At 64.0% G+C, this 14,436-nt stretch carries 10 protein-coding genes; 6 read left to right on the top strand and 4 right to left on the bottom strand.

The features are described 5' to 3' along the window. The first annotated feature begins 16 nt into the window (after positions 1 to 16). Complete coding sequence (locus GSH16_RS02870) at positions 17 to 1,669, top strand: GMC family oxidoreductase (RefSeq protein WP_160851679.1); 1,653 nt, start codon at positions 17 to 19, stop codon at positions 1,667 to 1,669. A gap of 134 nt (positions 1,670 to 1,803) precedes the next feature. Here GSH16_RS02870 and GSH16_RS02865 read toward each other — a convergent pair whose 3' ends face one another. Next, positions 1,804 to 2,853 carry a hypothetical protein gene (locus GSH16_RS02865; protein ID WP_160851677.1) on the bottom strand — a complete coding sequence of 350 codons (1,050 nt, stop codon included), beginning with the start codon at positions 2,851 to 2,853 and terminating at the stop codon, positions 1,804 to 1,806. A 319-nt stretch (positions 2,854 to 3,172) separates the two neighbouring features. On the opposite strand from GSH16_RS02865, the gene GSH16_RS02860 reads away from it, so the two are divergent. Together GSH16_RS02860 and GSH16_RS02855 are read left to right on the top strand one after the other, a co-directional pair. After that, positions 3,173 to 4,315, top strand: coding sequence for an efflux RND transporter periplasmic adaptor subunit (locus tag GSH16_RS02860; RefSeq protein WP_160851675.1), 1,143 nt, complete (start codon positions 3,173 to 3,175; stop codon positions 4,313 to 4,315). A gap of 33 nt (positions 4,316 to 4,348) precedes the next feature. Beyond that, on the top strand, positions 4,349 to 7,486 hold the full coding sequence (locus GSH16_RS02855) for an efflux RND transporter permease subunit (RefSeq protein ID WP_160851673.1): 3,138 nt from the start codon (positions 4,349 to 4,351) through the stop codon (positions 7,484 to 7,486). A gap of 21 nt (positions 7,487 to 7,507) precedes the next feature. On the opposite strand, the gene GSH16_RS02850 is transcribed toward GSH16_RS02855, so the two are convergent. Genes GSH16_RS02850 through GSH16_RS02840 form a run of 3 tightly spaced genes read right to left on the bottom strand, consistent with a single transcriptional unit; the run spans position 7,508 to position 10,547 of the window. Beyond that, positions 7,508 to 8,779 carry an L-fuconate dehydratase gene (locus GSH16_RS02850; protein WP_160851671.1) on the bottom strand — a complete coding sequence of 424 codons (1,272 nt, stop codon included), beginning with the start codon at positions 8,777 to 8,779 and terminating at the stop codon, positions 7,508 to 7,510. Then, the gene (locus GSH16_RS02845) at positions 8,776 to 9,834 is read right to left on the bottom strand and encodes an aldo/keto reductase (protein WP_160851668.1); all 1,059 of its coding nucleotides are present in this window, start codon (positions 9,832 to 9,834) and stop codon (positions 8,776 to 8,778) included. The genes GSH16_RS02850 and GSH16_RS02845 overlap by 4 nt, the downstream gene beginning before the upstream one ends. Before the next feature lie 11 nt (positions 9,835 to 9,845). Further along, on the bottom strand, positions 9,846 to 10,547 hold the full coding sequence (locus GSH16_RS02840) for a GntR family transcriptional regulator (protein WP_160851666.1): 702 nt from the start codon (positions 10,545 to 10,547) through the stop codon (positions 9,846 to 9,848). Positions 10,548 to 10,772: 225 nt separating this feature from the next. On the opposite strand from GSH16_RS02840, the gene GSH16_RS02835 reads away from it, so the two are divergent. The 3 genes from GSH16_RS02835 to GSH16_RS02825 are packed head-to-tail and all read left to right on the top strand — an operon-like array spanning position 10,773 to position 14,433. After that, positions 10,773 to 12,248: an ABC transporter substrate-binding protein gene (locus GSH16_RS02835; protein ID WP_160851664.1), complete on the top strand. Its 1,476-nt coding sequence runs from the start codon at positions 10,773 to 10,775 to the stop codon at positions 12,246 to 12,248. Between the two features lie 56 nt (positions 12,249 to 12,304). Next, on the top strand, positions 12,305 to 13,393 hold the full coding sequence (locus GSH16_RS02830; RefSeq protein ID WP_160851661.1) for a carbohydrate ABC transporter permease: 1,089 nt from the start codon (positions 12,305 to 12,307) through the stop codon (positions 13,391 to 13,393). Further along, positions 13,390 to 14,433: a carbohydrate ABC transporter permease gene (locus tag GSH16_RS02825; protein WP_160851659.1), complete on the top strand. Its 1,044-nt coding sequence runs from the start codon at positions 13,390 to 13,392 to the stop codon at positions 14,431 to 14,433. Before GSH16_RS02830 ends, GSH16_RS02825 begins: the two co-directional genes overlap by 4 nt. The last annotated feature ends 3 nt before the right edge of the window (positions 14,434 to 14,436 follow it).

Raw genomic sequence — 14,436 nt, 5'->3', positions numbered from 1 at the left:
AGCGCGGACAGGCATCATGACCGAAGAAGCGACGCTCGAAGGGCGGTACGATTACATCATCGTGGGCGCGGGCACCGCGGGCTGCGTGCTCGCCAGCCGCCTGACCGAGGACCCGGGCACCCGCGTGCTTCTGCTCGAGGCGGGCGGCAGCGACACTTACCACTGGGTGCATATTCCGGTCGGATATCTGTACTGCATCGGCAACCCACGCACCGACTGGATGATGAAGACCGCGCCGGAGCCGGGGTTGAACGGGCGCAGCCTTGTCTATCCGCGCGGCAAGCTTCTGGGCGGCTGTTCGTCGGTCAACGGCATGATCTACATGCGCGGGCAGGCGGCCGACTATGACCAGTGGCGGCAGCTTGGCAATCCGGGCTGGGGCTGGGACGATGTGCTGCCCTATTTTCTGAAGTCGGAGGACCATCACGGCGGCGCAAGCGACATGCACGGCGCGGGCGGCGCGTGGAAGGTTCAGAAGCAGAAGCTCGACTGGGAAATCCTGCGTGCTGTGCAGGAAGGCGCGCGCCAGTTCGGGATCGAACCGCGGGCCGATTTCAACGATGGCAACAATGAAGGGTCGGGCTTTTTCGAGGTCAACCAGAAGGACGGGGTGCGCTGGAACACGGCCAAGGGCTTCCTGCGGCCTGCGATGAAGCGGCCCAATCTGCGGGTGCTGACCCATGCCCATGTCGACCGGCTGATTCTGGAGGACCGGCAGGTCAGGGGGGTCCGCTTCGAGCGTCAGGGCCGGATCTTCGATGCGCTGGCCGAGGCAGAGGTTCTGCTCGCCGCGGGTGCGATCAACTCCCCGAAGATCCTTGAATTGTCGGGCATCGGGCGCGGCGACATCCTGTCCGCGCACGGGATTCCGGTCCGCCATGCGGCACCCGGCGTGGGCGAGAATCTTCAGGACCATCTGCAGATCCGGACCGTCTTCAAGGTGCGGAACACGGCGACGCTCAACACGCTTGCCAATTCGCTCTGGGGCAAGGCGCGGATCGCGATGCAATATGCACTGACACGGTCGGGCCCCATGTCGATGGCTCCGAGCCAGTTCGGCATGTTCACCAAATCGGCGGACCATCTGGAAACACCCGATCTGGAATATCACGTCCAGCCGCTCTCGACCGACCGGCTGGGCGACCCGCTGCATCCGTTCCCGGCGATCACCGTCTCTGTCTGCAACCTGCGGCCCGAAAGCGTCGGCTCCTGCCATATCGCGAGCGGCGCGCGCGCGGCCCAGCCCGACATCCGGCTCAACTACCTCTCGGCCCCGCGCGACCGCGATGTGGCGCTCGCCGCCGTGCGGCAGGCGCGCCGGATCATGACCGCCGACGCGCTCGCCCCCTATGCGCCCGAGGAGATCCTGCCCGGACCGAAGGTCGAGAGCGAGGCGGACCTGCTCGCCGCGATCGGTGATATCGCGACGACGATCTTCCACCCTGTCGGCACCTGCCGGATGGGCGTGGATGCAGAGGCCGTGGTTGACCCCGAATTGCGGGTGCGCGGTCTGGACGGGCTGCGCGTGGTCGACGCCTCGATCATGCCGCGCATCGTGTCGGGCAACACGGCCTCGCCGGTCGTCATGATCGCGGAAAAAGCCGCTGACATGCTTCGCGACCGGACGCGGCAGAGTTCGGCACCAACGCCGCGTGCCGTTCCGGCCTGAGCCGCGGAACCGCGCCCCACTCGACATCACGAGAGGTTCTAGCCGCGCATTCGAAGCGGGATTCCGCGGACGAGATCATCAAGGCCGGCGGCACATTGGCGCGTGCTATACTCCCAGTCGGGACAAGCGCTCCGTCAGAAGCTGTACTTGACAGCGACCTGAAGGCGGCTCGTGTTGAAGCTCGCACCGTCATCCTGTTCGCGGTCACCGACGAAAACCTCGGCCATGAAGGTCGTGTTCTCGATCGGCGTGTAGAAGGCGGACATGTGCAGCGTCGTCAGCGTTTCCGTGTCGACCCCGACGGCTTCGGGAAAATCGACCCAGGTGGCCGTCAGGGCACCGGTCAGCGTGTCGGTGAAATCATGCGTGGCCGACAGCATCGCTGCGTTGACGCGCCCGTGGTCCGCATCGCTCGTCAGGTCGGATTGCGAGAAGCCGACCGACAGGTAATCCGCGATCCCGTCACCGGTGGAGGCCGTGGCCCGCAACGATCCGCCGTCCCATGCGTTCCAGACGCCCGACAGGTTCACGCCCCAGCCGCTCACCTGATCGCCGGCAATTTCCGTATCGCGGGTGATAGCGGACGCGAAGACCGATCCCTGATCGAGCGCATATTTGGCCGACAGGGCGAAAGCCGGATCGCCGTTTTTCTGCACATCCTCCTCCAGCGCGGCGGAGACGGTCACGCGATCGCCGGCCGGCACCGTCACGCGGAACATCGGCACGCGGGCAAAAGGCGTCGCGGCCGATCCCTGAAAGTCGACCGTCTTCGGCAGGACGGCGGTCGACATGAAAGTCGTCCAGTCCTGACCGATGCGCAGCCAGCGCCAGTCGAGATAACCCAGACGCAGGCGCAAACTGTCATCCTCGCCGTAGAAATCGCCTTCGAGCTTGAAGAGCGCCTCTCCGGCATCGACATCCACGCCGATCCGGGTCTCGTTGAGGAACGCATCCTCGGCCGGCCCGTCTGCCGGCCCGTCGGCAAGGCCGATGTCGCGGATCGGGGCGGTGGTGCGCCCGAGCACATACTCATCGTCACCCACGATATCGAGCTTGATATAGCCGTAGGGTGTGACGGTGATACCTTGCCCCACATCGAAGGCGAGCGGCGACCGCCCGTCCTGCGCCTGCACGGCGGTTGCGGCGGCGGTGACAAGAACAAGACTGCTGAGATAGACCTTCATCGCGCGGCTCCCTTGCGATCCGGAAAGGTTGTCGGGAATTAGAGCAAAGCGCGGCCGCATCTTCAAGTTTTCCGGCAGGGGACAGCCCGAAGCGTCGTCGGGCGTTGCGTCCGGGCCACCGGGCTTTGACCGGCTTTGTGACTTGCCGCATTTCGGGTTGGCGGCCATACTCGCCTGACAGAACAGGGGTTTTGAGCGGTGGGCCGCAGGTGCCGATGCGTGTTGTGCCTGATGCGGCCGCCCCCCCGACCGACGCCTTTGAAGACCTGACGGAGAAAGACAGCCGACCGACCACCAGCCGCGGATAGGGGGATGATCCATGACCGCCAGACGCATTTTGCCCAGTGCCGTGATGAGCCTGTTGATCGGTTTCGGGTCCCTGTCCGCGCCGCTTCTCGCCCAAGATGCTGCACAGCCCGCACCTGTTGCGCTTGTCCAGACGGTGGAGGTCGTCAGCCTGCGGCCGTCCTTCAGCCATCCGGCGCGGATCGAGGCGATCGACACGGCCTCCGTCCGGCCCACGATCAAGGCGATCGTGACGGCCCTGCATATCGAGGCCGGCAGCATCGTGGAGGAAGGCGACCTGCTCGTCGAACTGGACGATACGGATTTCCGGATCGCGCTCGCCACGGCGGAGGCCAACCTCAAACAGCAGGAAGCCGCCACGCTGAAAGCCGATCTCGATCTCGACCGCGCGCAGCAACTGGTGAAGAACAACACGGTCTCGCAGCGGGAGGTCGAATATGCGCAGGCGCAGGCTGACGTGGCCCATGCCCGGGTCGATGTGGCCCGCGCGCAGGTCGATCAGGCCGAGGCCAATCTGAAGGATACGAAAGTCTATGCGCCGTTCGGCGGACGGATTTCCGCCGCCCAATATGCGGTGGGGGACCTCTTTTCCCCCGGTGACCCGACCCAGCCGCCCTATATCGCGACCATCGTGCGGCTCGACCCGATCTACGCGGTCGGGCTGGTGGATCAGGCCAACTATTTCACCTTTCTTGCCCGGCGGGTGGCGTTTCTGGAATCGGGCCGGTCGATCCCGCCGCTCGAGATCGATCTGATTCTGCCAGGGGAGAATGTCTATCCGCTCAAGGGGCGGTTCCAGAACTGGGACAATACCGCGGTGTCGAGCACCGGCACGATTGCCGCCCGGATCGAGTTTCCCAATCCCGACGGGGTGCTGCTGCCCGGCCAGACGGTGGTGATCCGCGGGCAGGTGATCGAGCCGATCGAGGCGCCGCTGGTGCCGCAACGCGCCGTGTCGCTCGACCAGCAGGGGCATTTCGTCTGGGTCGTGGACGGGTCGAACATGGTGACGCGCCGCAACATCCAGGTTGGTATCCGCAGCGGTGCCGACTGGACGGTGCAAGAGGGGCTGGATGCCGGTGACAAGGTGGTGGTGGAAGGGCTGCAAAGGATGCGCGAGGGCGTGACCGTCGACCCCAAGCCTTACGAAAGCTGAGCCCGCAACCGGCAACCAGTAGCGGAGACACGCATGGGACCGTCCTTCTTCATTCGCCGACCCAAATTCGCTTTCGTCATCTCGATGTTGATCACGCTCTTCGGTGTGCTGTCGCTGGTCGTGATGCCGGTCGACCAGTATCCGGACATTGCCGCGCCGAAAGTGCTGGTGAAGGCGGTCTATCCCGGTGCCGACGCGCAGACCATTCTCGACACGGTCGGCACGCCGATCGAGGACCGCGTAAACGGCACGGAAGGCATGGTCTACATGTCCTCCAAGGCGGCATCGGATGGCACCTACACGCTCACTGTGACCTTCGAACTCGGCACCGATCCGGATCTTGCCAAGGTGGATGTGCAGAACCGGGTGGCCTCGGCTGAGGCCGGCCTGCCGCCCGAAGTTCGCCAGCGCGGCATTCAGGTCTTCAAGAGCAGCCCCGACATGCTGATGGTCGTCAATATCGTCTCGCCCGACGAGCGGTTCGACGGGGTCTTCCTGTCGAATTTCGCGACGATCAACGTGGAAGGGGAGCTTGGCCGTGTGCCCGGTGTCGGCGTGGCCGAGGTGATCGGCGCGCTCGACTATGGTCTGCGGGCGTGGATCGATCCGTTGAAGCTGGCCAATCACAACCTGACGATCCAGGAGGTCGTCGCCGCCATCCAGGAACAGAATGCGCAGGCAGCCGTCGGCCAGTTCGGCGCGCCGCCGCTGCCCGACGACACCCAGTTCCAGTATGTGCTGACGAGCCAGGGCCGTGTGCAGAATGAGGAACAGTTCGGCGACATCATCCTGTCTGCCACCGATGCGGGGTCGGTCGTGCGCCTGCGGGACGTGGCGCGGATCGAACTCGGCGCGGCAGCCTACAAGGGCTATGGCGAGGTCAACAACGCGCCCGGCGTGTTGCTGGCCATCTACAAGATCTCCGGCTCCAACTCGCTGGAAGTGGCCGAATCCGTGCGCGAGAAGATGGAGGAGCTGAAGGAGTTTTTCCCCGAAGGCGTCGACTATATCATCGGCCATGACACGACGCTCTTCATCGAGGTGTCACTGGAAGAAACCATCCTGACCATGTTCTTCACCATCGCGCTGGTGATTGCGGTGACCTATCTCTTCCTTGGAACGGTCAGGGCGACCCTTATCCCGACCATCGCGGTTCCGGTCTCGATCCTCGGCGCGCTGGCGGTGCTGTTTCTGGCCGGCATGACGATCAACACGGTGACGCTGTTCGCGCTCATCCTCGCCATCGCGATCGTGGTGGATGACGCGATCATCGTGGTGGAGAATGTCGAGCGGATCATGCACGAGGATCCGTCGCTCGATCCGTCCGACGCGGTCGGCAAGGCCATGTCGGAGGTGACGGGTCCGATCGTCGCGACCTCGCTCGTGCTCGTTGCCGTGTTCGGCCCGACGCTCCTTCTGCCGGGGCTGACGGGCCGCATGTTCAGCCAGTTCGGCGCCACGCTGACGATCGCGGTCCTGATTTCCATGGTGAACGCCCTGACGCTGAGCCCCGCGCTCGCGCGCGTGCTGATGCGGCCGGGGCATCACAAGCCAAACATCGTGATCCGGGGATTCAACGCGGTCTTTGCGCGGATCACCGACGCCTATGCGGCGCTTGTCGATTTCCTCTGCCGGTTCATCTGGCTGGGGCTCGCGATCAGCGCCGCGCTCTTTGCCGCGCTCTACCTGCTCTTCACCACGATCCCGTCGAGTTTCATCCCGACCGAGGACAAGGGCTTTTTCATGGTCGATGTGCAACTGCCGAGCGGCGCGTCGCTCAACCGCACCGAAAAGGTCATGGACCGGATGACCGAGATGCTGGGCGCAGAAGAGGCCGTGGAAAACGTATTGTCCGTCAACGGTTTCTCGCTTCTCAACAAGGCGCTGCAATCCAATGCGGGCATGATCATCGTCAAGCTGAAACCCTGGGACGAGCGCGTCACAGAGGAAACGAGCCAGGCCTATCTGCAGCAGAAGTATCAGGGCATTTTCGGCGCCATGCCGGAGGCGCAGGCAATCGTCTTCGGCGCACCCGCAATCCCGGGGCTCGGTGCCGTGGAAGGCTTCTCCTTCGTGCTGGAAGATACGCAGGGCCGCCCGCCCGAAGTGATGGAGAAGGCGCTCGGCACATTGGTGGCAGAGGCCAATGCGACGCCGGAGATCACGCGGGCCTTCTCCACCTTCCGGGCCGATGCGCCCCAGTTCGACCTGCAAGTGGACCGGGTGCGCGCCAAGACGCTCGGCGTCCGCATCTCGGACATTTTCCTGACCCTGCAGGCGCAACTCGGCGCGCTCTATGTGAACGATTTCAACCTGTTTGGTCAGACGTTCCGGGTCATGCTACAGGCTGACAGCCAGTTCCGGCAGGATGAGCGCGCGCTCGACACGCTTTATCTGCGGAACGCCAAGGGCGAGATGGTGCCGATCTCGGCGCTGGTGCGTCCGGTGCCGAAGGTCGGGCCGGATGTGCTTTATCGCTACAACACCTACAATTCGGCGACGATCAACGGGTCGCCCGACACGTCGGCGGGGTTCAGTTCCGGCGCCGCCATGGACAAGATGGAGGAGGTGGCCCGCGCGGTAATGCCCGACGGGTTCAAGTTCGAATGGACGGGCTCGTCTCTGGAAGAGCGGGCCTCGGGCGCGGCGGTGCCGATCGCGCTCGGCCTCAGCCTTGTCTTCACCTTCCTGTTCCTAGCCGCGCTCTACGAGAGTTTTCTGACACCGGTCGCGGTGCTCCTGACCGTGCCCTTTGCCGTTCTGGGGGCGCTGGCCACCCTGATGATCGCCGGGGCGCCACTCAGCCTTTACGGGCAGATCGGCTTGCTCATGCTGATCGCGCTCGCCGCCAAGACGGCCATCCTGATCGTGGAATTCGGCAAACAGCAGCGCGAGGCGGAGGGGCTGGAGTTGCACGCAGCCGCGATGCAGGCTGCGCGGCTCCGGTTCCGGCCTGTGATGATGACCGTTCTGGCCTTCGCGGTCGGGGTCTTCCCGCTGGTGATCGCCACAGGTGCCGGGTCGGCCAGTCGCGTGTCTCTGGGGCTTGCCGTCTTTGGCGGCTCCATTGCCTCGGCTGTGGCCGGATCGATCTTCGGACCGGTCTTCTTCAAGGCCATTCAGGGCCTGCGGGAACGGCTCCACGGCGGGCCGACACCGCCCGTCACCTGATCCACGGCCCCCGCGTGCCCTCTACGCGAACCGGTAGCGGTCCAGACTTTCAGGCTTCATCTCGATGGAAAAGCCCGGTGCCTGCGGTGCGCGGTAGGCGCCGTCCTCCACAATGCAGGGGTCCAGGAAATGCTCGTGCAGATGGTCGACATACTCGATCCGCTTGTCGTCCTTTGTGCCGCTGATCGCGACATAGTCGATCATCGACATATGCTGCACATATTCGCACAGGCCCACGCCCCCGGCATGGGGCCAGACTGGCAGCCCGTGCTTGGCCGCCAGCAGTTGCACAGCCAGCACCTCGTTCAGCCCGCCCATGCGGCAGCTGTCGATCTGAACGATGTCGATGGCCCCTGACGTTATGAACTGTTTGAACATGACCCTGTTCTGGCACATCTCGCCGGTCGCGACCTTGACCGGCGCGACACCCTCGCGGATCGCCTTATGGCCGAGCACATCGTCGGGGCTGGTCGGCTCCTCGATGAAGAAGGGTCTCGCGAAGGCCAGTTCGCGCACCCAGTCGATCGCCTGCGGCACTTCCCAGACCTGATTGGCGTCGATCATGATGACCATTTCCTCGCCAAGCTCCTCGCGCGCGATGGTCAGGCGGCGGATATCGTCGGCCAGATCGCGGCCGACCTTGAATTTCGTGTGCGTGAAACCGGCGGCCTTGGCCTCGCGGCAGAGCCGGCGCAGCTTGTCATCGGGGTAGCCGAGCCAGCCGGCCGAGGTGGTGTAACAGGGATAGCCTTCGGCCTTGAGCGTGGCGATCCGCTCGGCCTTGCCGGCGGCGGCGGCCTCCAGCATCGCACGGGCCTCGTCTGGCGTCAGCGCGTCATGCATGTAGCGGAAGTCGATCAGACGGACGATCTCCTCGGGCGACATCTCGGCCACCAGTTGCCAGACCGGCTTGCCGGCCTCTTTGGCCCAGAGGTCCCACGCCGCGTTGACGACGGCGCCCGCGGCCATATGGATCGCGCCCTTCTCCGGCCCGATCCAGCGCAGCTGGCTGTCGCCGGTCACAAGACGCCAGAACCGCCCCATATCGGCAGCGATCCAGTCAAGCTCCAACCCTGTGACGAGCGCGCCAAGTGCCTCCAGCGCGGTCACGCAGACCTCGTTGCCGCGCCCGATGGTGAATGTCAGGCCGTGGCCTTTGTGCGGGCCGTCGGTTTCCAGCACGACATAGGCGGCGGAGTAATCCGGATCGGGGTTCATCGCGTCCGAACCGTCCAGTTGCGCGGATGTGGGAAAGCGCAGATCGACGGTGCGGAAACCAGTGATGCGGGTCATGCTGCACCTCCCGGGTGCGAAGCGACGGGCAGCGGCGCATCGGCGCGGATCAGCCCTTCGCCCTGCAGATCGGACCAGAGGCCGGACGGGATATCGGTTTCCAGAACCGCCACATTCGCGGCGACCTCCTGCGGGGTCATCGCGCCGGGGATCACGGTTTTCACGGCCGGATGGCCGAGCACGAACTGCAGCGCGGCCGCGATGATCGGTGTGTCATGGGATGCGCAGACCGCCGCGATCCGGCGCACCCGGTCGAGGATTTCCGGCGGCGCATCCGCGTAATTGTACTTGGCGCCCGGCACCGGCCCGGTGGCGAGGATGCCGGAATTGTAGGGGCCGCCCAGAATGATGCCGACATCGCGCGCCACGCACAGCGGCAGGAACGTGTCGAGCGCCTCCTGTTCGAGCAATGTGTAGCGGCCGGCCAGCAGGAACCCGTCGAAATCGGCAAGGCCCAAAAGCCGTTCGCAGACCTGCCATTCATTGACGCCCGCGCCGATCGCGGCGATCTCGCCGGCGCTGCGCAACTCGTCGAGCGCGCGGTAGCCGCCAGCGTCGAACAGTTCGCGGACCCGCGCGTCGCTCGCCTCTTGGCTGCCATGGCTGAACACGTCGACATCATGGACAAGCAGGATGTCGGGTTTCGCCCCGCCCATCCGCATCTGGCTGTCCTCGAAGGACCGCATCACCCCGTCATAGCTGTAGTCGAACTGGATGCGCTTCTGCGGCACGTCGACAAAGCCGCCCGGCGTTGCCTCTTCCGGCAGACAGTCGAGCAGGAGCCGCCCGACCTTGGTGGAGAGCTGCACCGTGTCGCGTCCGAACCGGTCGAGCGCCGTGCCGAACCGCATCTCCGACAGGCCGAGCCCGTATTGCGGCGCCGTGTCGAAATAGCGGATGCCTGCATCATAGGCGGCCTGAAGGGTCGCCTGTGCCTCCGCGTCCGTGATCTTGCGGTAGAGATTGCCCAGGGGCGCCCCCCCGAAGCCCATCGCGGTCAGGGTCACGGGCCGGGCCGTCCGGCCGTTCAGGGTGCGGGTGTCGGTCACGTTCATTGCAGGGACTTTCAGCTGGAAAACAGGTCGGGATAGGCTTCGGCCAGCGGCACGAGCCGGGCCGGCAGTTCGCGCACATGGCGGCGCATCGCCTCTTCGGCGGCGGCAACATCACGGTTGCGGATCGCGGCCACGATCTCGCTATGCTCGGCCACGGTTTCGGCGAGCCGGCCTTCCTCAGGCAGGAGCAGGCGCCGCGCGCGGTCGACATTTTGCGAGACGGCGCGCACGGTCGGCCAGAGCCGCGAGACATTCGTGGATTGCATGATGATCTCGTGGAACGCCGTGTCCGTGGCAATGAACGTGTCATCGTCCATCTCTTCGACCATCTCCAGCTGCACGCCGATATTGCGGTCGAGCGCGTCGAGCATCGCGTCCGTCACATGTTCGGTGGCATGCCGCACGGCGGCGACCTCGAGCGCCTCGCGCAGAAAAGAATCCTCATGGATGGCCGCCACCGAGAGCCGCGACACGCGCGACCCGGACTGCGGATAGATATCGACGAGCCCCTCTCCGGACAGGCGCGACAGCGCGTCCGAAACAGGAGAGCGCGACAGGCCCAGATGCGTGCAGACAGAGGATTTGCGGATCGTTTCCCCGGGCAGGAAATCGAGCCGCAGGATTGCCGATTTCACGGCATCATAGACCCGGTCGGCAAGGGGGCCGTCGAGTTCCTTCACATCCTTCAGCTTGTTTACATCTGCGTCGGGCATCGGATCACTTCGATTTTTCAACTGACATGTTAGTTGACAGAAGATGTTGATACAAGTAGCGTTTTTTCATCGGCGCCGCATATGCCCTTGAAAATCTCCGTTCCGGAGGCGGTAGGACAGAAGCACTGCCCAACATATTGCACGGCGGAAAAACCGTCGGCGACAAGCCCTGTCGAGCACAAGAATCGAAGGGTTTCGCATTGCGAAAAACAGTGGAGGAAGAAGATGTTGAAAAAGCTCATGACAGGGTCGGCGCTGGCGCTGGCGACAGCCCTGACGCCGACCGTCGGGTCGGCTGATGGCCATTATGACGGGGTGGTGATTAACATCCTGACCCGTCCCGGTCCGGTGATCGCCGGCCGAATCGCCGAGCGCGGCGAGGAATTCAAGGAAATGACGGGTGCAGAGGTCCGCGTGGCCGAGGTGCCCTTCTCGGAACTGTTCCAGAAGATCCTGACCGACTGGGCCACCGGCACCAACTCGATCGACGTGGGCGTCTTTGCCTCCGGCTGGGGTGTGGAGCTTGTGTCCGGCGACCTTGTGGCCAATCTCGACCCGTTCATCGAGGCCGATGACAAGATCGACCTGCAGGACATCGCGCCCTATTTCCGCGATTTCAACCAGAAGGTGCAGGGCTCGACCTATTTCATCACGCTCGATGGTGATTTCCAGATGCTCTACTACCGCACGGACGTGCTGGAAGAAGCCGGTCTGGAGCCGCCGAAAACCTGGGAAGAGTATCTCGAGGTTGCGGCCGCGATCCATGGCAAGGACATGAACGGTGACGGCGAGGCCGATTTCGGCTCCTGTATCTTCAAAAAGCGCAACGCGCAGTCCTATTTCGCCGTCCAGTCGATGGCGGCGAGCCGGGTGCAGACCAAGGGCACGTCCGAGGGGCTCTACTTCGACCCCGAGACGATGAAGCCGAAGATCAACAACGCCGCCTGGAAGAAGGCGTTCGAGATCTACAAGGCAACCGGTGAATACGGCCCGCCCGAGGAACTGAACCACGATATCGGCGACACGCGCGCGCTGGCGATCGGCGGCCGCTGCGGCCTGATGATCGACTGGGGCGATATCGGTCCGCTCTCGATCGAAGAGGGCAGCCAGATCCGCGACAAGGTCGGCGCCGTCATCATGCCGGGTTCGACCGAAGCGCTCGACGTGGAAACCGGTGAGTTGAAAGCCTGCGATGCGGATCTCTGCCCGCATGCGGTTGACGGGATCAACTACGCGCCCTTCGCCGCCTTCGGTGGCTGGACCGCCGCGATCTCGGCCACGGTCGACGACCAGAAGAAACAGGCAGCCTATGACTTCCTGAGCTACATGAACCAGGCGGCACAGTCGAATGTCGACGTGACGCTCGGCTGGACGGGCTACAACCCCTACCGGAATTCGCAGCTCGAAAGCACGGCGGCATGGGTCGAAGCCGGCTTCAGCGAGGAAGCGGCCGAAAACTATCTCGGTGCGATCAAGGAAAGCCTGAACCATCCGAACATGGCGTCCGACTTCCGCATCCCGGGTGCACAGCAGTACACCGGCGTTGTGCTCGATCGTGAACTGGCCCGTTACCTGGCGGACGAGATCACCGTCGAGGAAGCGCTCGAGAATATCGAGGAAGGTTGGGAAGAGATCACCGAAGATTTCGGTCGTGAGGAACAGGCCGAGATCTACGCCCTGTCTCTCGGCATCACCAACTAAGAAAACGGGCGCGGGCGGGTCTGTCCGCCCGCGCCCTGATTGCAGGAACCCCGGACATGAATGAATGGCTCGACCGGCATATGGGACGCCTTTTCCTGGCGCCCGCCGTCACCCTCATCCTCATCTTCTCGATTTTCCCGCTGGTGGCGTCGCTGATCCTTGCCTTCTCGCGGCTGCGGCTGCGCGGCGGCGGCTTCACGATGCGCTGGGTCGGATTCCGGAATTTCGAGAAGCAGCTGTTCGGGTCCGAACAGTTCCATCTGCTGGGCACGTTCACGACCGTCTCGATCCTCGGCTGGATCGTCGGACTGGCGGGCACCGGCCTCCTCATCTGGTGGATGGTGCGCTATGCGCGCACCCGGTTCCACTGGGTCGGGTTCCTTGGCCGGATGATCACCTTCGGCATTGCCGTCGGTCTGCTCTGGCTTTTCTGTGCGACGCTCCTGAGCGGCAATCCGTTCGGCACCGTCGGCACCACGCTTTTCTACGTCTTTGTCGGCTGCGGCATCCAGTTCCTGATCGGAACCGCGCTGGCCTTCGCCTGCAGCCAGAAATTGCGCGGGCGCACGACCTTCCGGGTGATTTTCTTCGTCCCGATGATGGTGACGCCGATCGGTGTGGGCTACACGTTCCGGATGCTCGCCGATGTGACCAAGGGCCCGTTCGCGGGCGTCTGGCAATGGGCGGGTCTTGGCGATTTCGCCTGGGCGACCGACCCGTGGGCGGCGCGGATCTTCATCACCGTGGCCGACAGCTGGCAGTGGATCCCCTTCGTCTTCATCATGATGCTGGCCGCTTTCGAGAGCGTGCCGCGCGATCTGGTCGAGGCCGGCGATCTGGACGGTGCGAGCCCGTGGCAGAGCTTCCGCGAGATCACATGGCCGCATGTGATGCCGATTGCCGCCACGGTCATGCTGATCCGCGCGATCGAGGCCTTCAAGATCGTCGATCTGCCCAACATCATGACCTCCGGCGGTCCGGGCATTGCGACCGAATCCGTCAGCCTTCAGGCCTATTACGCCTGGCGGTCCCTCGACCTCGGGCAGGCCTCGGCGGTCGCCTATATCCTTCTCTTCGTCACGGTGGTGATCTGCGTGAGCTTCTTCAACCTTGTCGTCCTGAGCCGCGTGAGGGCCCAGAAATGAGCACGCGTCGACCCGGCCTGTTCGAGCCCCGCGCCATCGGCCAGATGGCGCCGGCCACGAAAATCCTGCTCTACACGATCCTGATCGTCTGGGCGGCTTTCGTGCTCTTTCCGATCTACTGGCTGCTCATCACGTCGGTGAAGACGCCGGCAGCGGTCAATCAGGGGCCGTTCTTCTTGCCCTTCATTGATTTCGAGCCGAGCCTGCACGCGTGGAAGGAACTGTTCGTCATCGACTACGAGGACACGCTCCGCGCTTATATGAATTCGATCATCATCTCGCTGTCGGCCACCGCTCTGTCGGTGCTGGTGGGCTCGATGGCGGCCTATGCGCTGAGCCGCGTGGACTATGCGCCGAACCTGATCACGATCCTCTATTTCGTGGCGCTTCTGGCTGGTGTCGGCGTGGCGGTGGGCATCTATGATGTGGACTGGATGCTGGCGACGGCCGTTGCGGTCGCGCTCTTTTTCCTGCTCGCCCGCGCCGTGGGGCGCATCTACGAGGTGCGGCTGGGCAACGGGGATATCCTGTTCTGGATCATCTCGCAGCGCATCCTTGCGCCTATCGTCGTGGTGGTGCCGATCTACATGATGTTCCAGTCGGTCCGGCTTCTGGACACGCATCTGGCGATCATCCTGACCTATGCGGTGGTCAACCTGCCGATCGTTGTCTGGCTCATGTACGACTTCTTCAACTCGATCCCCCGCGATCTGGAGGAAAGCGCCCAGATCGACGGGGCCACGATGATCGGCACCTTCCGGGAAATCATCCTGCCGCTGTCACGGGCCGGTCTGGCGGCCACGACGCTGCTGGTGATGATCCTCAGCTGGAACGAGTATCTGCTGGCGCTGTTCCTTTCCACGACCAAGGCCCAGACCATGCCGATCCTCGTCGCGGCGATGAATGCCGGCGAGCGCGGCGTGCTCTGGTGGACCATGTCGGTGACCATTGTGGTGATGATCATCCCCGTGGTCGTGCTGGCCGTCATCTTGCAGAAATACATAACCAAGGGGCTCCTCGTCGGGGCCGTCAAAGGGTAGGAC

Source organism: Oceanomicrobium pacificus (assembly GCF_009833495.1).
In the GTDB taxonomy this organism is placed as follows: Bacteria; Pseudomonadota; Alphaproteobacteria; order Rhodobacterales; family Rhodobacteraceae; genus Oceanomicrobium; species Oceanomicrobium pacificus.
Note: the sequence above shows the minus strand (reverse complement) of the source record. Positions and strands in the feature narration are given on the sequence as shown.